Here is a 21,618-nt window from a genome sequence, read left to right as displayed (position 1 = left end):
TTTATTTGGTAAAACTACCGGTGAGTGCCGCTTCTGCACATTTCATTCCATCGATAGCAGCTGAAACAATTCCTCCAGCGTAACCTGCTCCTTCTCCACAAGGAAACAATCCTTTGATTTGAATGTGTTCCAATGTTTCTGGATTTCTCGGCACTTGAATGGGAGAAGAGGTTCTTGTTTCTGGAGCATGGATGATGGCTTCATTTGTGAAGTATCCTTTCATTGATGATTCAAATTCTTGGAATCCCTTTTTTAAAGAATCGGCAATGAGTGGAGGAAGTAACTCTGATAACGATACAGAAACAAGTCCTGGTGTGTAAGAAGTTTTAGGAAGGTCATCTGAAATTTTATTTTTTGTAAAATCTACCATTCGTTGTGCAGGTGCTTTTTGTGTCCCACCATTCATGACAAAAGCTTTTTGTTCAATTGAAGATTGGTATTGAAGAGCAGAAAAAACACCGTAAGAATCAAATGATTTAAAATCATCGATTCTAAGTTCTACTACGATTCCAGAATTAGCGGTAGGACGAGAACGTTCGGCACTTGACCAACCATTGGTGACAACTTCGCCCGGTTTGGTGGCGCATGGTGCAATCACTCCACCTGGGCACATACAAAAACTATAAACACCTCTGCCGTTGATTTGTTTAACAAGAGAATATTCAGATGCCGGTAAAAGGGGATTTTTGACATCACAGTGGTATTGGATAGAATCAATTAAACTTTGTGGATGTTCTACTCGCACACCGATGGCAAGAGGTTTTGTTTGGATTTGAATTCCTTTTTCATATAGAAGTTGAAACATTTCTCTTCCTGAATGGCCTGTGGCTATGATTACATTTTTTGCCATCCACTTATCACCAGATGCAGATTTTACACCAGTAATGGAATTTCCAGAGAGAATCAAATCTGTGATCCGAGTTTTAAAGTGTATCTCACCTCCTGCGGCAAGAATACACTCTCTGATATTTTGTATAATACGCGGAAGTTTGTTTGTTCCAATGTGAGGATGAGCATCAACTAATATTTGTTTTGTGGCACCAAATGTAACCAAGTATTCTAAAACTTTTCGAACGTTCCCTCGTTTTTTGGATCTAGTATAGAGTTTTCCATCCGAATAAGTTCCAGCTCCTCCTTCTCCAAAACAATAATTGGAATCTTCATTGACGATATGGTGTACGTTGATTCCTCGCAAATCTTCCACTCTTTCTTTGACATTTTTCCCACGTTCGAGGATGATAGGTTTTTTTCCTAACTCTAAGACTCGTAAGGCGGCAAAGAGTCCAGCAGGACCAGCTCCAATGATAATCACTGGTTCTTCTAAACTTACATTGGGAAACTGTGGAATCGGATATTCAAGAGGAATGAATTCTTCTTTTATATAAACATCCAATCGTAATTGGAAAAATACATTTTTTTGTCTGGCATCAATCGACCGAGAAGTACATTCAATATGATTGATATCAGATTTAGGAATTTTGTTCTGTTTAGATACAAATTGCAACAAATGATCTGGATTGGATGCAATCTCTGGTGTGACTCTGACGTTTAGTTCTAGTTTCAAGGTTAAATTCGTAATCTAAATTTCTAAATTATCTAATCATAGAAAAAAACGAGATAAATTACAATCTTTGGATTGTGAGATTATTGATTTAGACTTTTTCTCATTAAAGATGCAATCGCTTTTTCATTTTCGCCTGGCATCAATTCTAAATTTGAGATCACGAGATTTCGCCTTTCTATCGAATGATTTTGGCTTAATTTCTGTTTGCCTTCGATATGTGTGATTTTGATTTCAAAAGGAACAATCCCTTTTTTTAATCCTTCTATATAATTGGTATCTACAGAATTAATTTGATACTTAGAGTCTTTGGATTCGAAACGATTGACTAAGGTAATCAAACTCCTTTGGATTTTTTCGGGATCATCTACGATATTTAAGATTCCCCTTACATGCACTGCGGTAAAATTCCAAGTTGGAACGGATCGGTCTGTTTCATACCAAGTCGGAGAAATATAACAATGTGGACCAGAAAAAATACAAAGAACCTCTTTACCCACACTTTCCTTTTGTGGGTTAGGTTTTGCAAAATGACCCACTAAACTTTGTTTGTCGTCTGAAAGTAGGAGAGGTAAATGTGTTGCTTCCATCACATTTTTTGATTCCGATACCAGGATTGAAAAGGGATTCTCTTCGATGGATTGGTAAATGAATTCTGTTTCCATTAAAAAATGTTCTGGGATGTACACTATGTCCTTCTCCTAAATTAAACAGACTTCCAAAAGTAAGTCAAAAATTCGGTTTCCTGTTCAAATCCTTCCTTGGTATACAAATCACGAGCTTCTTTGTTGTGGGTGGAAGTAGAAAGTTCTAATCCTTTAGCAGAATTTGTTTTGGTAAAGGATTTAGCTTCGGCAATCAGTTGTTTGGCGATACCTTGTTTGCGGAATTTACTTTTCACAAAAAGGTCATTCAGAATATAAGATCTTTGCATGGAAATGGAAGAAAATACAGGATAAAGTTGTGTAAATCCTGCAATTTCTCCAGTGTTCGGATCTTCTGCTAAAAATATAATGGACTGCGCATGTTCCATTCTGTCCTGCAGAAAGCGATTTGCACCTGTTATGTTGGTTGGTTGCCCATAGAATTGTCTATATTCATCGAAAACAGGGGTAATTTTGGATACGTCTTTATAGTTAGCTTGTCTTATTTTCATATTTTGATACTAGTGAGAAACAAATTATTGATATAATGGCTGTGACCGGTGTTGCCAGTAAAGTTTCTAAATCCGTGACGGCAACTAGATTCCCTATTGTGTTTAGTAAAAAAATTGTACCAACAAATCCAAAAACAATTCTAGTCCAAAATGGCACCAAACCTTGGTTTAAGTAACGGGAATATAAAATACTTGAACCTAAAAAGAAAGCAGTCACAAAAAGAGAAACCGATTCCATTAAATACATTTCCTTAACACTACCGAGTCTTCCACCCCAAAGGTATTGGAAAGGGACCACTTGTAAAAGTGCAAAGATATGAAAGATCGTTGTCATGGAAAATAAAATGATTAAGATTTTACATGCGATAGTTCTGAGTTTTTTGGAAGGATTCCACATACTATTTCCCTTTGGTTTGTAAGTAATAAACATAATCAATTTCTGGAGATTCTCCACCTAATTGTGATATGGCGGCAGTAATTTGTCCTCTATGATGGGTCCTGTGGTTAAAATTATGTTGTATCACGTCGCAAAAAATAAGTTCTGCTTCAAACCCTCTCATGGTTTTATAACGAAATTTAGATTCCCAGATGGAATTGTCAAGGCCAGTGAGCCAAGAATTCCATAATTCTAAACTTTGGATCATTCGACCTTTTAGTGTTTGGCGATCTGTTTCAATTTCTTCGGCTAAAGAAGATGGGATGTATATTTCTCCCACCAGACGTGAATACCAAACTTTTTCCACAAGTAACAAATGGTTGAGTGTTCCATGAATGGATTTAAAAAATAGGCCTACATCTTTTTTGTAATCTTCATCCAAAAGAGAATCGATGGAAGCGTACATAAGATTTGTGGCCCAAATATGATAAGCATTGTTTCTTAAGAAAAAATCTTTCATAGTGAATGATTTTTCCATGTTATCTTAGAAATCAATGACTAATTTAAAACCATTGTTGATCCTGTTTGTTCTGATTCTTTTATTAATAAATAAAGAAACTTATCAAAACTGTAGCAAGTACCACCACCCAGGAAGGAGTTTTCCAATATTCTAAAAACAAAAAACAAAAGATTACCAAAGCAAAATCTTTAGGAGAAAAAATAGCATTTGTCCAAACTGGTTGGTAAAGAGCAGCAAGTAATATTCCCACAACAGCCGCATTGATCCCTAACATGGATTTACGAATCTTGGGATTACTTCGGAGTGTTTCCCAAAATGGTAATACACCTACAATCAAAAGAAAAGAAGGTAAAAATGCAGCCACCAAACAAATGATAGCTCCCATCCAGCCATTTGGTTCTACACTTGAAACTGCACCTAAATAACTACTGAATGCAAACAATGGGCCGGGGATTGCATTGGAGATTCCATACCCTGCTAAAAACAGATCGTTATTTACCCATCCGGAAGGAACAACTTCTGCTTGTAATAAAGGAAGAACAACATGTCCACCACCAAATACTAACGCTCCGGCACGGTAAAAACTATCAACTAGCTTGATTGTTTGGTTTGGAAGTAATTCTCTTAAGAAAGGAAGAGATAATAGTAATACAAAAAATAAAACCAAAAATCCTAATCCTATTGATTTATTTCCTTTGTGTAAGGGTTCATGCGGAAGGTCTGAAGAGGATTTAAAAAAGAATATTCCGAAGATACCAAAAAAAATCAGAATAGCAACTTGTAAGAAGGCTGAAGAAAAGAAAAGTAGGATAACGCTTGTTAAAATGGCGATTGTAATTCGTTCTTTATCGGGACAAAGTTTTTTCCCCATTCCTAAGATGGCCTGCGCAACTACCGCCACCGCTACCACTTTTAATCCATGAAGCCAATGATTTTGTTTAGTAACATCTAAGGTTGATATTCCAAGTCCAAAAAGAATTAAGATGATTGTGGAAGGCAAAGTAAATCCAATCCAAGAAAGAATCGAGCCAAGTAGTCCTGCTCTTGAAAGTCCAATGGCCATCCCTACTTGGCTACTAGCAGGTCCAGGTAAAAATTGACAAAGGGCTACCAAATCAGCGTAAGCATGTGCACTAATCCATTTTTTTTTGGTTACATATTCATCATGAAAATAACTTAAGTGTGCAATTGGACCACCAAACGAAGTACAGCCGAGTTTGAGTGCAGTAAAAAATACTTCAAAATATTTCATTTTTTCGATTTCCTTTTAGTATTATATAAAAATTGATTACGGTGCATAATTAATTTAGTATCTCTCCGATTAATTCCTTTAGTTTGGTTTTTGCCGCAGCCAATTCTTTTTTTCCTTTCGGTGTGATTCGATAGAACTTACGTTTTACTTTTCCTAATTGTTCTATGCGATACCTTATGAGTCCTTTTTCTTCTAAGTTTTTTAAAAGAGGGTATAAAGAACCAGGGCTAATTTTGTATCCATGTTCCTTTAGTTCTTCCATCATCCAAACTCCATAAATCTCTTCCTTTTCACAGTGATGTAAAATATGGATTTTGATAAAACTTGAAAAAAACTCATTAATTCGCATTCAAAATCAAATTACGATATCGTAATTTGATAGTCAATTATATAAATTAAATTGTAATTCTAAATTTAATTCCAAATTTATAAATCAATTTGATTTTAGATAAAAATGTCTGCGTGTAAACTTTTGTTCTAGTTTTTTGGGGCGCCTCGAATCTATCTCAGGCAAAAATATCATTTTGCAACCGACCGCGCTCTTCGCTCCAATCTTTCCCAATTGTTTTTTCAATAGAAAATCGATTCAGTAAAGAAAGGATTTCCGCTGCCATCGCTGGCGCAGGATTATTATGTTACCGGAAAAATGTTTAAACCAAATGAAAGAGAGAATGATTTTCTAGGTATTTGCATTCGTCGTTCTTTGGAAAATGATCCCAGTGATCGGCGGTTTCTTTTTTTTCTGGAAAGTTTGTGTATAAGATATCAAAAGAAAATCGGTTCGTATCGTAATTGCCTTTGTGGATGAGATGAGCCGAAAACACAAGTAAATCTCCTGGATTATGAGGGATTAGGATTTGGTTGGTTATTTCTTCATGATTCTTCTTTCCTTCTAATTCCAAACGAATGTTTCGTTCCTCTTTGGTGTCCCAACGTTTGTGAGATCCCGGAACCAACCAAATCCCAGGATCTTTTTCTAAAGGAATTCGAAAGTGCCAAACAAAATCTTTTTGGATTCGTTCCGATTGTTCCCTCTCTGGAATCCCCATGTATTGGATGTCCCGATGCCAATAAGGAAGTTTGTTTGGATCTTCCGGATTAAAAAAGATTTGTGTGTTGAGAAAATACATTGGGCCATCAAAAACTATCTTACCAATTTCTAGTAAGGCGTCAGATCCAATGAATTGAAAAAGTGTCTCTCTATCTTTTTTGTCTTTTGTGAATTTTGTAGAAGTTAGATAAGCGCTATTCACATTTTTTGAATGATAAAATTCTTTGGACCATTCGGCATTGGAACGAAGGAGAATCTCTTTGAGTATTTTAAGTTTGTCCAGTGCTAGGAAATTCGGAAACAAATAAAAACCCAATGTTTCCAATTGGGTTTTTACTTTTGCATCAATGTTTTGCATGCGAAAAAAAATTAAATTTGTTTTTCCATATAATGATGGGAGGGAATGATTCCTTCCCAACCTAAAGGATGTCTTGTATCTTTGATTTCAAAACCTAGTTTTTGATAGAGGGAAATTGCTGGTTTGTTTTCTGCAGAAACATCCAAAGAAATGGTTTTGTATTTTTGATTGTTCGTGATCATAAATTCGATCATTTGTTTTGCGATTCCTTTGTTTCTTTCCGTTTCCAAAACAGCGATATGACCTAAGTACAAACATCCTGATTTCGGAGGTTGGATGATGGTTTCTGTTTTGAGACCTCGTGCCATGACTTTCGGTGCATTCCATTTGTAAACGGACAGGATACGAAGTGCTGTGCCAGCTGTTAAAACTAAAAAACTAGGTTGCGTATAAGAAAGTATAGACCCAACCACTTTGCCACTTAGCTCTGCCACATAATGGTTGGTATACGATACTGTGTTGCCACGTTTGATAAAAGATGAGTTTAAAAAATCAAAGGGAGTTTTATTTCCTTCTCTAAATACATAAGTCCATGCTTTGGGTCCAGAAGCATAGATAAGTGGAACGATGGTTTCTACATCATTGGGAATTGCCTTACGAATGGTTAGGTTTGTATTTGTCATAAGAAAAAAACTAATTGAGTCCCTAAATAAAAATAAGAGTTTAACCAAATTTTTTTAAGATATGTTAGGTTCGTCAATAGAGAATTCAAATCCCGCGCCCCGGATCAAAGCGGAAATCCTTTCCTGAAAGGAAAGATTGCAGCGGCGAGCCGGAGATGTGCGTCCAAAAAAAATAGAAACTATTTTTTAGAAAGTAAACGATGCAAATACATTGATGAGCTCTCTTGTTGCAAGTTGAGGTCCATTTAAGTTTTGATGAAATGGTTTTCCATATTCAAAACCAAATCGGGCACCTTGGAATATTCCATTTGTTATGAGGAAGTTAACGCCGATGAGTAGGTCACTTCGCATTCCCCCTTGGCGAAAGGGATCGTTTTGTGGATCCATCTTTGGATCGAGAGTTGCATCCATTCCTTGGAGGTTCAACCACCTTTGTTTCGCTACACGAACGGAAATAGATGTACTTTCATGAACAAGGAATGATAACCATCCAGAAATTTCGTATCGATTTCCAAATCTGTAGTTATTATCATTTTTACCGATACGTAAACTTGCTTGAGATTGTGCACCCCAAGAAATTCTCTTGTAATTTCCGTTATACGATAGTTGTGGTAATAAACTATAGGTTCCAACACCTGGTTGCATGTTGTAAGGAACTTTTTGTTTTCCCATCATAGGCATATTGTCTCTTTCATCAATAGAACCTGTCGGAAGTGAAATTCCCATCCCTGTAAAAAAGTTCTGATGTTCCGTTTTTATCAATCGATAGGCTGTGCTAAAACTAACATCACCAATCCCCGCAGAACTCATAGGTGCACGATCAAAATTACTAGATAACATTGTCATTTTGTTTTTCACTGCAGGAACCATAAACATGATCATCCATTTGTCTGATATAGAAGTCATAGCACTTACCATGTTCATTTCCATAACCATATCAGTGGGAACAGACATATAGTTATACTTGTTAGCTGATAAAATGGGTAAAGTGGTTCCGATGGGAGAGTTGGTAATCAAACTCCCTGTGGGCATAGCAACCGTAGGATCTGTAAATGGAAAATATAATGTTCCAAGATCACTGAGTCCAGTGCTTCCTGATTGTAGTCCCCACATTTTCATTCCCATATAACGATAATCAATCATCCACTTTCCTTTTTCATGGATGTGTGGATTCATGATTCCTGCCGGTGCTAACATATCGGCACGGTTGTGGTGTTCATGTCCTTCGTGTCCAGAATGATCATGTTCCGAATGGTCATCGTTTGTTTGTGCATTGGGATCAAAATTGGACATCTCAGTTTCATCTGCATTCTGTGTTCCATTATTTACCAAAACAGATTCTTCTTTTTTTAAGGATGAAGTTACCTGTTTATTATTTGTATCTTTGTTTGATAAAGAAGTTGCTACAGAGATATTTGTGAGAATTTCTGTTCCGTCAGAAAAAACAAATCGAAAAGGAAAGGATTCTTTTTGCTTCAGAGGAGATTTGATTCCAAAGAGCATGATATGATATCCTCTGGGAGTGAGTTGTGTTGTACCATTTTTAGGAATGACAATTTCTGAAACAGGAACCATTTTCATTCCCGAATCAGAGGGTAACATTGCGTATAACTCGACTCGATTTGCAATGTCTGATTTGGTTTGGATGAGTTTTTTATCGCTGTTTGTTCCATTGTTTAGGGTGAGATAAACAACGGAAGTTGATGAGGATGTATATTTAATATAAGCATTCTCAACTTTAACCTCTTTAGCAAGAAGAGGAGTGGTGATAAGAAAAAAAATAAGTATATTTTTTAGTTTCATTTGGGTGCTCTGACCTTTTCCAAAAAATCATACTGGCTACTCAATTCACCAGTATGACAAGTGTTTGGAGAGAAAAATTACATTTCTGTATTTGATACAATGGATCCGATTGTGAAAGAAGTAACAGTCACTCCATTCAACACAAAACCCAATCGGTTTCCGCCAGTATAAACAGGAACATTCATCATTTGCATGATCGGATAATAAGCCATAGATCCTCTTTCTGCATCAGAGACTTCCGAACATGGTTTATTGAAACCATTTAAGAATCTAGATCCTCCCATTGTGTATTGAAAGTCTAAACAATATGTATAATTGGTTCCAACAGCAGGAATGGGTGCAGAAACTGACCCACCTTTCCCTGTGTTCCCAAATACATTGGATGCATTTTTATATTGTGTTTGAGCACCAGCAATCAATCGATAAGTGGGACCACTTAAAGGACTGCCTGTACCATAACCAATAACATCTAATGTACTTGAGGCTGAGTTCATAGTGAAAGAAACTTCGATTGAGGTTCCTCCTTTGTTTGTGGCGAGCATCACATCATTGTTTGTGTACAAAACAGATGTGCCACTAGTTCCTGTAGCACCTTTTGTCACTTCGCTTTGCGATAATCCCAAACTGTTAAACCCCGCTTCATCACAAGCAGAAATAGTATATTTTGTACGAGGTTTACTTTCTACTTGAGTCAGATTACTTTTAATCGCCTCTGTGTTGGAGATGGAACAACCTGGATTGGTGTTTGCTGCAACAAGTAGTGCTAAAAGATTCGAAACATTATTTTCATCCGTTTTTTTAGCCATACTACAATTGAAGAAAATAAAACATACGAGAGAGGTGGATAATAAATTTTTAAACATATAATTACCTTTGCATAAAATTCCAAGGACTAAACTTTTTTAATTCGTTTGCCTAGTTGATTTAAATTGTCCCTGATAAAAGGAACAAAACTCGTTCCATTATAATTAGGAATGAATTTGTTTTGGTGGTTTGTAAGGTAATTTTGCGAATCCATTGAGTAAGTGGGGGTCTGAATGGAATGCGATCATTATAGCTTCATAAGTAATGATTGGATTGTATTTGTTCACAGTAGTGAAATTGGGATTCATTGATTGTGATTGAAGAACTTTGGTAGCAGATTTTTTCTTCGCACAGGAACATACATGTGGACCACCATCTCTTTTTAGATGACAAACAATTCGTTGAGAAGGAGGTGAATCCTCTTCTTTATGAATTTCGTTTTTGGAGCCGTGGTTACAATGACAAATCATGGAAAGTTGGTACATGGATTGGGCAAGTAATCCAGTTTCCAGAAATAGGATTTTACCTATAAAAGGAAGTAAGATCAATACCGAGGCAATTTGTAACCAACGTTTCATGATAATTGAATATCATTCTACAAGCCACCTCTTCGTTTTTCAATGATCTAAATCAAGAGTTGTCGAATCACTTGATTGATAAAAGTCATGGTTCAAAAATTTCGTTTTTGGAATCGTTTGAATGATATATATATAGGGATGCTTACCCATAAACTGAGAAACAAAACCGTCACTCCGAACACTCCGTACAAACCTAATTGTTTCAATAATAAGGCACCGGAAAATCCGAGTAAGGCTGAGGAACTCGTTTGCAAAATTAGAAGAATTCTAATTAAGTCAATGGGGTTTAATAAAATGACAATCAGAGAGGGAATCTCGATTGGATAATCACCCAAATACAAACTAAAGATAAAAACAAGGGCATCAAAGAAGATAAAGAAATATAACCAAACTAGTAGGGAAATGGTTAAAACAATCTCACCTCTTCTGATAAAAGAAGAAACTAAAAAGGCAATCGCAACAAAAATTCCTGTTAAAAAGATTCCAAAAATCAGTAATTCAAAAAATAAAAAAAGAAATTTTGGGTCATCCGCAAAAAGGAATAAACCTGGAACTCCAAGACCGAATAACAAACCTAAGGAGAGAGAAATCGTAATTCCCAAATACTTTCCTAAAAAAAGTGAACTTCTACTTACGGATTTAGATAGTAAAACCTCTGCAAATGGCATTGATTCTAAAAATGACATACCAGAGAATGTAATAGAGAATAGAGGAATGACAATGAGTGTTAAATTCATCGTGCTTACAAGCAAACGAATTCCATTTTGATCTCCAAAAAAACTTAAGATCATCATCACAAGGATAAGAATTCCTGAGTAAATAAATACCCAGCGACTTCGTATGTTTTCTTTGATTTCGAAAAATAAAATTTCTTTCATTGTTTTGTTTTGTATTCCTCATTCCAGAAATTCATGAGTGCCTGGTCCAAATCGGTTTTGTTGTTTTTTCTAAGGAAATTTTCGGGAGAATCATCAATAAGAATCGATCCCTCAGATAAAAGCAGGAATCTGTCGGCTAACTCTTGTAATTCTTTTAATATGTGGGTTGAAAATATGACGAGAGATCCTTCTTTTTTCTTTTCTGCCAAAAGAGATTTTAATAAATGCGAAATGTATGGATCTAAACTTGCTGTCGGTTCGTCGATTACATACAGATTTTTTTTGGAGGAAAAACATTGAAGAATGCTGATTTTTTGTTTGGTTCCTCCAGATAAGGAACCAATTTTTTTGTCCATATGATTGTGTAATTCTAGAATAGACAAAAGGTTTTGAAATCTTTCTTCTTCAACGGGTTCTAGTTTTTTAAAAAAGGAAATTAGTTCTGCGACTTTGATATTTGTTGGGAAACGAGGAGTTTGTGGCATATAACCAATGGTATACGGTTCTCCATTTTTGTTTTGGAATAAAATTTGTCCTGCCACGGGTTGTACAAGTCCAAGAATCCCTTTGATCAGAGAACTTTTTCCAGAACCATTGGGACCAATGATGGATATAATTTTACCTGATTCTGTTTGAAAATTTACATCTTTAACAGCAACAGAGTTTCCCCCATAACTGATGGTAAGATTTTTTACTTCTATCATATTCTTTCCTTCATCCTTGGATGTTGGTCTTCAAATTCGATTGGCGTTACTATGGGAAATGCTTTTTCGATTCCATGTAAAAATAGAACTACTGGTGATTCATATAGCACCATAAGGAATGGATACACAGCAATCCAATATCCAAAAAAGTGAATGGTTTTGTGTGGAATATCTCCAATTTGATCTTTGTCTAAATCATAACCTTCATAATGATCCCAATAATTCTTGGAAAAAAGATTGGTTGTTGATTTTGTATTGGTGCTAATATCAAAAACATTTTTTATAAAATTGTTATCTGTGATTTTGTTATAATCTGTATTTCCAAGAATTTTAATTCCCCATCCATTATCGATAAAATCGTTGTTTCGGAAGTTAATATTGGTAATTCCATCGGCAAAGACAGCAATGGTATTTCCTTCAAATCGATTTTTGGATAGTGTACTGTCTGCAATATCTTTGAGTAGAATTCCGTTGGAACTTTCTCCCCAATTGTCTAAAAATTCATTTTCTTCCATAATGATTTCTTTGCTATACATCACCGCAACACCTGCTGAGTTATTTTTGAAAATGTTTTTGTTAAATTGGTTATGATTGGAAAACATAAAATGCATTCCGTAACGAATGTTCTCTTCCGATTCGTTTCTTTCAATTTCCAAATGTTCAGAGAACTCTAAATATATCCCATCACGGTGTTTTTTTAATTTGTTCCCAATGATTTTGTTATGGCTTGCAGACCAAAGGTGGATTCCATTCCCACCTAATACTTCGTTTTCTGCATTTCCTATGGAAGTGTTGTTTTTGAGTGTGCAGTTTGTGGTTTCTGCTAAATAAAATCCATAAACATTGTCTTCTAAAGTTAAATTTTCAAAATAACAATCTTTTACCTTTTCCGTATGAACCCCGGCAAATTCACTTAAATCGGAGATACCACTTCCTATGACTTTTAAATTCTGAATGTGCACACCATTGGCATAAACTCCCAATACATGTTTTTCTTTGAGTCCATCAATCACAACACCTGTCTCTCCGATGATGGAAATGGATTTAGTAATGGGTAAAAATCCTTCCTTGTAAACTCCTGATTGGATTTTAATGGTGTCACCATTTTGTGATAGGGCAATGGCACTCTTTATGGTTTTTATTGTACAATTTGTACATACGGAAATCGTTTTTGAAGATAAAGGACTTATAGGAAAACTCGAGATGAGTATAAAAAAGAAAATTGCGAAAGAGTAGCTCTTGCCAAGTAGGATAACTCGATTTATTAAATTCAGTTTAAAATTCCCATTGGTATTTTGATAAATACATTTACTTTTGGAAAGGGATTGTGTCTTCATGAGTTTTAAAAGCGGCAAGTCCCGCTCCCATTGGAGAACGAATTTTATCAGAGTGGATGATGATGGCTTCGTCTTTAGGGATAAATTCTTTTGTATCTAAATAGTTGGTAACCCAAATATTTTTTATTTTTATATCTTTTTGTTTCTGAAATTGATCCATACATTCAATGGCATCGAAATGGTATCTTTTTCCTTTGTATGTAATGAGTTGGGTATGAAATCGCATATCTACAATCGACATAGAGCAGTGACTACATTTGGTTTCACCAACGGTCAATGGTTCTGGACGAACTTCCCCACAGCCTACGAGTGCGACTGTGAGGAAAATGCAAATTAGTGTTAAACTCTTAAACTGCATTTGTTTTTTTCCTTCGATTTTCATCCCAAAGAATATACACCAAGACAGCGAGACTTAGTCCAAGAATGATACCACCATAAGAAGGATAACTACAAGCAGTAATATTTAACATTACTTTGCAGCCAAGAAGTGGCGGTTGGTAAGCCATTCCTTCCACAATGATTGGTGCTTCTGGATTTAAGTTGTGTCCATAGTTGTATTCCCATCTCCAAAAATCAGAAAGTCCAACAAGACCTACGATGATCAAATTGATAATCCCAAGAATGGCCATCCCTACTTTGGGATAGAGTTCTGTGATAAAGGCACCAAAGATCAGATAACCAAGAACATATGGCATAAAGAGTAGTTCCGGAATGGATTCCGAAACAATTTCCTGCATACCAATGTAATGGTTTAGAAGATTGATGTTTTTGAGATCGTAAGGTGTGGCACCAGTGATTTTGTTAATCCAAATTTGCATTCCGAGTCCTTCTGGATACTGAGGTGCTGCAATCGAAATAGACCAAATAGGGATTAAATAAACCGAGATGAGAACCAAACCGACCCCTAAAATTAGGAGTCGGTTTCTTTTACTTAACGTTTGGAAAAGTAAAGTTTTCATATGGGTTATGGATTCACTCGGATGTACTGTTGCATCTCTTGGTGAAGAGCAGAACAGAAATCAGTGCAATAGAAAGGATACACACCAGGTTTTGGTGCTACCCATTTGAAAGTTCTAGTTTCACCTGGCATGATGAGTAGGTTAGTCATGTTAGGTGCTCCACCGATGGCAAATCCGTGAGGAATATCATAGTCTTGTTCCAAGTTGGTTACATGGAAGTATAAAGTTTCCCCAGTTCTTGCTTCAATGATATCCGGTTTGAAATGGGAACGAATCGCAGTCATGTAGATATGGATTGTACTTCCAAGTCTAACGATTTTTGCATCGTTTTCATTTTTAGTCGCGTATGGATGTTTGTTTTCCTCTAATGGGAAGAGTTTCGCAGTTTTATCCATAATTAACTTTGCTGGAATCATTTGTGAATAGTGTGGTTCCCCTACAGTTGGGAAGTCAGACAACAACTCAGCTTTGCCAGAAGAGATATCATAGAGCTGCGCACTTTGTGGTAACTCCATACCCACTGGAAGATATCTATCTTTAGTGATTTTGTTCATTGCGATTAGATATTTACCATAAGGTTCAGTGGAACTACCACCAACGATGGACAAGTGACCTACACTATAATAAGCAGGTAAATGTTGTACCACTTCCCAAGTTCCTAGTTTCCATTTTACAACCTCTGAACTTACGAAACAAGAAGTATAAGCATACCCTTGACCGTCGAACTCAGTATGTAATGGACCAAGACATGGTTTTTGAACTTCACCAGCAAGTGTGGATTCGTATTTAAGAACTGGAATTCCTTCGATTTCTGTCGAGTGGTGTTCCTTTTTGTCTTTTACTTCCATCATTTTGCTAAAGGAGTGAACTGGAATGACGGATGCTAACTTTCCACCACCAACAATGTATTCTCCTGTGGAGTCTACGTCAGTTCCATGTGGACTTTTAGGTGTTGGCATGTAATACATCATACCTGGACAATCTTTTGGATTTAACATCTTTACACCGCTTAACTTTGTTGAGACGGCAGGTTTGTTTTCATCGTGAAAGTTGTTTACGTATTCACCACCAAAGTTGTAAGCTTTTCCTTGGTCTTTACATTCTTTTGCACGGACCCAGTTAAATGCTAAGATAAAGTCTTTATCTTTTTTAGAAGCACCAACTTCTAACATTTTATGAGCTTGTTCTGAGTTGTAACTACTAAAGAAACACCAGTCATGGGATTTCTTTTTACCACAATGTGATAGGTCATAGTCAAAACCAGGAACAAGAACTTGTAATTCAATAGAAAGTCTTCCTGTGTTTTTATCAACTTTTACCATTGTGACGGTTCCTTTGAACCCACCTTTGGAAAAACTGTCGATCGCCACACTTGCTTGTGGAACAGGAACCGAGAAACGTGTTGCTGCCATCAAATACTCTGTGTTTTCAGTCGCAAATGGGGAAGCATGGTTTCCTGCAGTGTTTGGGATTTCTAAAATCTCTTTTGTTTCAAAAGTTTTTAGGTCTATCCTTGCAAGCCTTGGTGTGTTGTTTGCATTTAGGAACATCCAACGGCCATCTTGTTTACCATCTGTCATAGACGCTTCTACGTGATGGCTATCATCCCACGGCACATAACCATGAGTAGTTTTCAACATGTCTTTGGTTTCTTCGTCAAACCCATATCCGTTTTCAGGAAAAACAGAGAATACGGGAATGATTTTGAATAGTCTCGCAGATGGGATTCCGTAAACGGACATCTGACCACTAAATCCACCAGACAAAAAGGCATACACTTCGTCCTTTTCTCCCGGAGCCACATACACTCTAGAAGCAGCATCAGACGCAAGTGTTGCCGTTGCTGCACCCTTTTTGCAATTCGGAACGAATGCAAAAAGAGCGATTCCGAGTGTAACTAGTATTAAATTTGATTTTTTTAACATATCGTTACCTATTTTAAATCCATCTTACGGAAGTACTCGAGGATCTCTCTCGCTTCTTCTTCCTTTACATTTTGAAATGTCATCTGAGTTAAGTGTTCACCGAGTAACTCTTGTCCAATGGGATCTTTTTGAGTCATCTCAATTGGATTTAGAATCATATTCATAATCCATTCTGGAGTTCTGCGGAGAGTTACATCCTGAAGGGCAGGCCCTACAACCTTTTCTTCAAATTTGTGACAAGCGGAACACTTGGCTTCAAATTGTTTTTTACCACGGTCTGCCATAGCCTGGTCTAATTCACCGATGGTAACAGATTTTACTGGTCCTATTCCCTTTGAACCAGCGTTAGATGTTGGTGTATCCTCAGTTTTTTCTCCTCCACAGGATATGATTGTCAATGATACGAAGAGTCCGATTAGGATACCGAACTTCATTCGGAAAGACACTCCGTTTATTTTTGAAAGGTTCATTTTAAATACTCCTTGGTATTTGATTATTTATCATTTCTTTGCAGGTGGTAATAACACTGAGTCTACCACATGAATGATCCCATTAGCTGCAGGAATGGATGCTACAATGGTGGCTCCATTGATCATAACCTTTCCATTTTTTACGGAAACTTTTGTGTGACCTCCATTTGCCATACCGAGTTCATCATCTTTTCCGGTGTACTCAGATTTCAAAATGGATTCAGATAAATTACCCACTACGACATGATATTCTAATATGTTCTTCAAAGCATCTTTTTGGCTTGGTTTTAGAAGATCATCCACGGTTCCTGCTGGTAACTTTGCAAATGCATCGTTTGTTGGTGCGAACACAGTGAACGGTCCTTGGTTAGCAAGGGAATCCACAAGGCCGGCAGCTTGAACAGCAGCGACTAGGGTTGTATGGTCTTTGGAACCTACAGCAATTTTTAGAACATCTTGTTGTGATTTGTCATCGGCAACCGCTGAAATCCCTTTGCCCGCATCGGAATCATCAGATTTTCCGCAAGAAGCACCGACTAGCGAGAGACAGGTGACAATCGTGATCATTGTGAATTGAAAAAATTTTTTGTTCATTGGATACCGCCCACTTATTGGTTCAACTTCCATTGAATGCTAAAAAGAGAGATTATGAATTGATCTAAATCAATTTGGTTCGAACCAATTGAGTTGATAATTGTCAATTAGGAGAACGAGAAAGAGAAATACTTTTCCTATATTAATGCGAAAAAGCAGCGTATTGGACAGTTATACGGCATTTTAGCCGATCTTTTGTATCAAATTAGAATGATTCTTATTCTAATTTTTGATTTAGTGAAATCGATAGTTTCCAAGTGGTTAGGATTATTCACTTGTCCTTTCGGTGTGCTACAAAAACCTGAAAGAACGAGGTTTTCTCATGGTAACGCAGTGGGATTCGAAATACGAAACGAATATTTCCGAGATTGATTCTCAACATAAAAAACTCTTTCGATTGATCAATAATATTGAAACAGTTTATGATGAAAATAAAGAACATCTGTCTGGAAAATCCAAGATCCTTGTGGATGCGGTTTCCGAGTTAGAGGATTATACACTCAGTCATTTTTTAATTGAAGAACGAGTGATGGAATTAAACCAATATCCTGAACTGGAAGCTCATAAAAAACAACACGACCGTTTTACAGATAAAATTTTAGAACTAAAAAATCGTCTGACTTCAGGGAATCTTCTTTCCAATGACGAGGAACTAAATCAGTTCTTTGGAGACCTTCTTAAGTTTTTACGTGCTTGGCTTACAAACCACATCCTGCAAGAGGATATGGATTATAAACCTTACATAAAATTTAATATTTAGATTTTATCGTTATACTTTGTTCATTCAAAGTATAACGGGTATTTTGATATTTTTTCGATAAGGTTTGATTTTGCTTTTTTAGCTAAATCAATATCATCACCTTTCATTGTATGCACATCTTCCAATAATAAATTAATATATTTGTGTAACTCTTCGTGTCCTTGCCCAGTCATTGTACAAGAAGATAGAATTTCATTGATTATGGAGGTGATTTGATCCGCTTGTTTATGGTATTCTTCTATTGATTCATCAGAATTTGCATGGTGAAATAGTTTGTCCATCTTCTGAAACCCCATCCTTGTAGAATCATCGGCTATCCAAGGTTTACCATTGTTTAGTTCCGGAAGTTTTGAACCAGTGTGTTCATGACATGAGTATGTAACACTAAATAAGAATAAAATAAAACTATAGAGGATCAATTGGGAAAACTTCATAATACAAACTACCATTCTTTTTTCAGGAAGGAATTGATCTAAATCAATTTTATATTATTTTTTAAAATTTCTTGGAAAGAAAAAATCTATTTGTTGTAGGTAATCACACGTGCCCAGGCTAATTTTATAAAAGTGACTAAACCTAAAAAAATGAGAAATTTACCAAAGAGGGCCAAAGGAACAAAGGGAAATATAAACTTTGTGATTAAATATAAAATGAAACCAAAGTTATAACTATAAAATAAAAACCAAATCTGCCAAGTGGACCCTCTCGGATGTTCCGAAAGAAACTTGGGAAACATCCAATAAGCGGTTCCCATAATAAGCTGCAAAAAAAATCCCCAAATTAAAATCGAATAATGAAGTGGAAGGTATTTCCAAATTTCCGGAACCAAGGTAAATGCTTTATTTAACATTAACATGGCACCTAACGAAGATCCAATTACTAAATAAATTAAGGAAACTCGAATGAACCAAACAGAAGGAAGGGGAAACATTTACTTTTTCCCCTGGGGTTCTAACCTTGGCCATATTTCCAAGACAAAACATAAAATTCCTAGTAGTTGGAAAATGATGGAACTAACAAAGGGATAAATAAAAAGGTCTTTGTATAAATATAAAAATGGTTCAGAAACGATTCGAAGGATTAAACCAAAATTTAAAGATAAATAGGTTATCCAACCTATGGTGGATCCATTTTTGGAAGCCGGGTTTTTCCCTTTGGGATACATCCAAAGAGATACACCCATAATGATTTGGGTAATCCAACCGAGAGCGATCATATGCCAATAAACAGGCATTAGATGGATTTCCCATTGCAATCCTGGAAATTCAGAGAGAAAGTAAACAATCACTCCAAAAAACAAATATAACATTCCAGACTTTATAAAGTATCTTGAAAGTTTTGGCATAAGAAATTCGGGGATGTTTTAAGATTATTTTTCTTTTATGTCGACTTCAATTTTGTAACTCGCATGGCAAGCGACACAATTGCGAGTGAGTTCATCCATCTCTTTTAGAAGCGAATGTATTTCTTGTTTTTTACGGATTTTCGCAGCAATTTCATCAAATTTTTCGTGAGTTCCAAATCCCAATTTTTTAAATTCCACGGGAAGTTTGAGAAGGATCGTTTTTTCTTGGTGTTCCAAACTGGCAACAAGTCCCATACCGACGGCATCAGCGGCTTTGGCAGCACCTTCATAATCTTTCTCTGCTAATCCAGAAAGCATTCCATTGACTGCTGTGAGGAGAGCTCTCATTTCGGTAAGAACTAATTGTCTTTCTTCTGGTGTTAGGTGAATCGCAGTTCGATTATCTAAAGAACGACTTGTGCTACCGAAATAAAAAAAATAACCAAGTGTAATTATGGTTAAGACCCAAAGTCCGATTGCTAATTTTCCAATAAATTTTGAATTCATAGAGTTTCCTTTTATAGATTTTGTTCCATTCCTAAATAAATACTAAATACACTCATTTGTTTGTTATAAGAGAATTGAAATGGATGAACTTCTTTATTAGAAAAAACAGCATGAGATAAAGTCCAGTCCGAAGTTTTTCCACCATAGGTTTTTTTAGGAAATCCATATTCACAGGCAAAATGAAACGAAGTATCATTCCAGGAAATACTTCCTCCCATTGCAAGATGGTGTTCAATACTGGCTCCTAACATTGGACTCACGCCACTTGCAGGTATCACATTGTTTCCATAACTGTAACCCATTCGGCTCATAAATCGTTCGTTCCATTTGTATTCCAATCCTACTGCTAAAATGGTTTGGTTTTTCCAATTTAAGTTAAATTGGAATGCATTGGTTTCGACTCCAATCGGTGTTCGCATCCAAACATCTTGCAATTGAAATTTACTGGAATTAAAACTTTCTGACCAAGGAATGTATTTAATGTCAAAATCGATGATAAACTTATCTGTGCGGTAAGAGATACCCGCTACATGTTTGTCGGGCCAAATCATATATCGCGAAACTCTTGTTCCAAAGGACCTTTCTGGTGCATAACCATCTACTTTCATGGTTCCATCCATTGGTAAAAAGTTCCTAGTTGTATAAGAGTAGGCGACTCGTATGTTTTCTGTTAGATCATAAGAGACACCTATTTTTCCACCCATTGTATATGCGGAATCACTTTGGTAACGAATTCCTCCAGGAATGGTAAGGCTTCTTGTTTCGTCTTGGTAGGTTCTTTTTAGTTCCATAAACCCATAAACTAAATCAATTCCTGCTCCCACTGCGAGGTTTCCTTTTTTGTATCCAGCACCAAACGTAGATTTCATGGTCATAAATCTAAAATTTAAATCTTCAATTGCTTTCGTACTTTCTCCAATGATAGGAATATTAATTCCAAAAGTTTCATTCAGAGTTCTTCCATCGGGAGTATGCCGTTTGATATTTTTAAAATGTCCACCACCACCTCCTTGCGCATAGAGTGCAAATCCAATGCTGAGATTATCGGTAACTGGCCTTATGACACCGATGTAGGGAAGGACGGCCCTCGGATGTTCTACGGTAGAATTTTTATAGGAACGATGGGGATTTGGATCTATATATTCATCATTGTATTCGATGGTGGGGAGATGGATGGCAGAACCTAACTCCCATTTGGTTCTTTTTACCCTTGCTAAATGAGAGGGATTGGATTCCAAATCCATAACGGATCCTCCGACCGCTTGGAAGGCTCCTCCCATCCCCGCTTGCCTGGCTCCAAAGGCAGGTTGCATGATTCCATGAAAGGCTTGGAGTTCCGTCTGTGGAAGACCCGGCTCTAAGATTAGAATTAGAATGAAAATAGATATGAAAATGCGACTCGGAATCATTTATTTCAGAGAAAAGGGTGCCACATCGGTGTCAAGGGGAATAAAGAATTAGAAAATCGAAAACCCTCGGGAAACAAAAATCCCAAAGATGGCAATGGTCAGAGAAACTAACAAGTTAAACCTTCCAAAAAAGGATGAGGTTTTTCTATACCGTTCAAACCGTACGGGATCTGTTGTCAGGTAAGTAAAAGTTTTAGGGCCAGTGACAAAATCATGGTACAAAGAAGATAAAAATAATACGGTAAATAAACCAATTTTTGCAATAAACATGAAACCAATGTTAGATGCCCACAGTTTCCAATTGATTCCATTTTGGAAAAATCCCTTTACATACAAAATTCCCGTTCCTGAAAGAATAAATACAGAAAAGATATAATAAGATATGTTTCTAAATTGAATCGCTGTTAGTTGCAATAATCTTAATTTTTGATCTTTTAGTTCTGGGTTACGAATGACAGGAATAAAAACGATCACATAAAATATCATTCCTCCCACCCAAATCATAGCGGAAAGAACATGAAGGATTAAAAGTAGAAAGTAAAGAAACATGATATCTTAAAATTAAAAATATGGATCTCTTTGTCGTTTCCTTTTTTGAATTTAGAAACGATCTAAAAATCTTTTCCTAGATTTTTCCTTTTGGGAAAT

The 21,618-nt window shown here is 36.3% G+C and carries 27 protein-coding genes; 1 reads left to right on the top strand and 26 read right to left on the bottom strand.

Going from position 1 to position 21,618, the window contains the following annotated elements; genetic code table 11:
* Position 1: 1 nt before the first annotated feature.
* The 20 genes from EHR07_RS09665 to EHR07_RS09570 form a co-directional block, all read right to left on the bottom strand.
* A complete protein-coding gene (locus tag EHR07_RS09665; protein ID WP_135744900.1) occupies positions 2-1,564 on the bottom strand; it encodes an NAD(P)/FAD-dependent oxidoreductase in 1,563 nt (520 codons plus the stop codon).
* A gap of 80 nt (positions 1,565-1,644) precedes the next feature.
* Positions 1,645-2,250 (bottom strand): FMN-binding negative transcriptional regulator, encoded by a 606-nt coding sequence (locus tag EHR07_RS09660; RefSeq protein WP_135744899.1) that lies wholly within the window; start codon positions 2,248-2,250, stop codon positions 1,645-1,647.
* A gap of 17 nt (positions 2,251-2,267) precedes the next feature.
* Positions 2,268-2,717, bottom strand: coding sequence for a GNAT family N-acetyltransferase (locus tag EHR07_RS09655; protein ID WP_135744898.1), 450 nt, complete (start codon positions 2,715-2,717; stop codon positions 2,268-2,270).
* Positions 2,698-3,114: a hypothetical protein gene (locus EHR07_RS09650; RefSeq protein ID WP_135744897.1), complete on the bottom strand. Its 417-nt coding sequence runs from the start codon at positions 3,112-3,114 to the stop codon at positions 2,698-2,700. Before EHR07_RS09650 ends, EHR07_RS09655 begins: the two co-directional genes overlap by 20 nt.
* 1 nt (position 3,115) lies before the next feature.
* Positions 3,116-3,613, bottom strand: coding sequence for a DinB family protein (locus EHR07_RS09645; protein WP_135744896.1), 498 nt, complete (start codon positions 3,611-3,613; stop codon positions 3,116-3,118).
* An 82-nt stretch (positions 3,614-3,695) separates the two neighbouring features.
* On the bottom strand, positions 3,696-4,865 hold the full coding sequence (gene chrA, locus EHR07_RS09640) for a chromate efflux transporter (RefSeq protein ID WP_135744895.1): 1,170 nt from the start codon (positions 4,863-4,865) through the stop codon (positions 3,696-3,698).
* 49 nt (positions 4,866-4,914) lie between these two features.
* Positions 4,915-5,214 carry a PadR family transcriptional regulator gene (locus tag EHR07_RS09635; RefSeq protein WP_135744894.1) on the bottom strand — a complete coding sequence of 100 codons (300 nt, stop codon included), beginning with the start codon at positions 5,212-5,214 and terminating at the stop codon, positions 4,915-4,917.
* Between the two features lie 301 nt (positions 5,215-5,515).
* On the bottom strand, positions 5,516-6,274 hold the full coding sequence (locus tag EHR07_RS09630; protein WP_135744893.1) for a phytanoyl-CoA dioxygenase family protein: 759 nt from the start codon (positions 6,272-6,274) through the stop codon (positions 5,516-5,518).
* Positions 6,275-6,285: 11 nt separating this feature from the next.
* On the bottom strand, positions 6,286-6,897 hold the full coding sequence (locus tag EHR07_RS09625) for a GNAT family N-acetyltransferase (RefSeq protein ID WP_135744892.1): 612 nt from the start codon (positions 6,895-6,897) through the stop codon (positions 6,286-6,288).
* Positions 6,898-7,083: 186 nt separating this feature from the next.
* On the bottom strand, positions 7,084-8,700 hold the full coding sequence (locus tag EHR07_RS09620) for a copper chaperone PCu(A)C (RefSeq protein ID WP_135744891.1): 1,617 nt from the start codon (positions 8,698-8,700) through the stop codon (positions 7,084-7,086).
* A 77-nt stretch (positions 8,701-8,777) separates the two neighbouring features.
* Positions 8,778-9,563, bottom strand: coding sequence for a hypothetical protein (locus tag EHR07_RS09615; protein WP_135744890.1), 786 nt, complete (start codon positions 9,561-9,563; stop codon positions 8,778-8,780).
* Positions 9,564-9,668: 105 nt separating this feature from the next.
* Positions 9,669-10,082 (bottom strand): LIC_11090 family protein, encoded by a 414-nt coding sequence (locus EHR07_RS09610; RefSeq protein WP_135744889.1) that lies wholly within the window; start codon positions 10,080-10,082, stop codon positions 9,669-9,671.
* Between the two features lie 92 nt (positions 10,083-10,174).
* Entirely contained in the window at positions 10,175-10,960 is a 786-nt protein-coding gene (locus EHR07_RS09605) for an ABC transporter permease subunit (RefSeq protein ID WP_135744888.1), read from the bottom strand.
* Positions 10,957-11,664, bottom strand: a complete 708-nt coding sequence (locus EHR07_RS09600; protein WP_135744887.1) for an ABC transporter ATP-binding protein — start codon at positions 11,662-11,664, stop codon at positions 10,957-10,959. The genes EHR07_RS09605 and EHR07_RS09600 overlap by 4 nt, the downstream gene beginning before the upstream one ends.
* On the bottom strand, positions 11,661-13,001 hold the full coding sequence (locus EHR07_RS09595; RefSeq protein WP_135744886.1) for a nitrous oxide reductase family maturation protein NosD: 1,341 nt from the start codon (positions 12,999-13,001) through the stop codon (positions 11,661-11,663). Before EHR07_RS09595 ends, EHR07_RS09600 begins: the two co-directional genes overlap by 4 nt.
* Positions 12,973-13,359 carry a nitrous oxide reductase accessory protein NosL gene (locus EHR07_RS09590; RefSeq protein WP_135744885.1) on the bottom strand — a complete coding sequence of 129 codons (387 nt, stop codon included), beginning with the start codon at positions 13,357-13,359 and terminating at the stop codon, positions 12,973-12,975. The genes EHR07_RS09595 and EHR07_RS09590 overlap by 29 nt, the downstream gene beginning before the upstream one ends.
* Positions 13,349-13,960, bottom strand: coding sequence for a hypothetical protein (locus tag EHR07_RS09585; RefSeq protein WP_135744884.1), 612 nt, complete (start codon positions 13,958-13,960; stop codon positions 13,349-13,351). The genes EHR07_RS09590 and EHR07_RS09585 overlap by 11 nt, the downstream gene beginning before the upstream one ends.
* Positions 13,961-13,965: 5 nt before the next feature.
* Complete coding sequence (gene nosZ / locus EHR07_RS09580) at positions 13,966-15,885, bottom strand: Sec-dependent nitrous-oxide reductase (protein ID WP_135744883.1); 1,920 nt, start codon at positions 15,883-15,885, stop codon at positions 13,966-13,968.
* A gap of 8 nt (positions 15,886-15,893) precedes the next feature.
* On the bottom strand, positions 15,894-16,355 hold the full coding sequence (locus EHR07_RS09575) for a c-type cytochrome (RefSeq protein WP_135744882.1): 462 nt from the start codon (positions 16,353-16,355) through the stop codon (positions 15,894-15,896).
* Positions 16,356-16,385: 30 nt separating this feature from the next.
* A complete protein-coding gene (locus EHR07_RS09570) occupies positions 16,386-16,982 on the bottom strand; it encodes a fasciclin domain-containing protein (protein WP_135744881.1) in 597 nt (198 codons plus the stop codon).
* Between the two features lie 289 nt (positions 16,983-17,271).
* On the opposite strand from EHR07_RS09570, the gene EHR07_RS09565 reads away from it, so the two are divergent.
* Positions 17,272-17,709: a bacteriohemerythrin gene (locus EHR07_RS09565; RefSeq protein WP_135744880.1), complete on the top strand. Its 438-nt coding sequence runs from the start codon at positions 17,272-17,274 to the stop codon at positions 17,707-17,709.
* Positions 17,710-17,729: 20 nt separating this feature from the next.
* Here the strand turns inward: EHR07_RS09565 and EHR07_RS09560 are convergent, their stop codons facing one another.
* The 6 genes from EHR07_RS09560 to EHR07_RS09535 form a co-directional block, all read right to left on the bottom strand.
* Positions 17,730-18,143 (bottom strand): hypothetical protein, encoded by a 414-nt coding sequence (locus EHR07_RS09560; RefSeq protein ID WP_135744879.1) that lies wholly within the window; start codon positions 18,141-18,143, stop codon positions 17,730-17,732.
* Positions 18,144-18,229: 86 nt separating this feature from the next.
* A complete protein-coding gene (locus EHR07_RS09555; protein ID WP_135744878.1) occupies positions 18,230-18,640 on the bottom strand; it encodes a hypothetical protein in 411 nt (136 codons plus the stop codon).
* Positions 18,641-19,054: a hypothetical protein gene (locus tag EHR07_RS09550; RefSeq protein ID WP_135744877.1), complete on the bottom strand. Its 414-nt coding sequence runs from the start codon at positions 19,052-19,054 to the stop codon at positions 18,641-18,643. It abuts the gene before it with no gap.
* A gap of 24 nt (positions 19,055-19,078) precedes the next feature.
* Positions 19,079-19,561 carry a hypothetical protein gene (locus EHR07_RS09545; protein ID WP_135744876.1) on the bottom strand — a complete coding sequence of 161 codons (483 nt, stop codon included), beginning with the start codon at positions 19,559-19,561 and terminating at the stop codon, positions 19,079-19,081.
* A gap of 11 nt (positions 19,562-19,572) precedes the next feature.
* Complete coding sequence (locus tag EHR07_RS09540) at positions 19,573-20,970, bottom strand: OmpP1/FadL family transporter (RefSeq protein ID WP_135744875.1); 1,398 nt, start codon at positions 20,968-20,970, stop codon at positions 19,573-19,575.
* 48 nt (positions 20,971-21,018) lie between these two features.
* Positions 21,019-21,519 (bottom strand): hypothetical protein, encoded by a 501-nt coding sequence (locus EHR07_RS09535; RefSeq protein WP_135744874.1) that lies wholly within the window; start codon positions 21,517-21,519, stop codon positions 21,019-21,021.
* Positions 21,520-21,618: the final 99 nt, after the last annotated feature.

Source organism: Leptospira bandrabouensis (genome assembly GCF_004770905.1).
GTDB classification, from domain to species: Bacteria; Spirochaetota; Leptospiria; order Leptospirales; family Leptospiraceae; genus Leptospira_A; species Leptospira_A bandrabouensis.
Note: the sequence above shows the minus strand (reverse complement) of the source record. Positions and strands in the feature narration are given on the sequence as shown.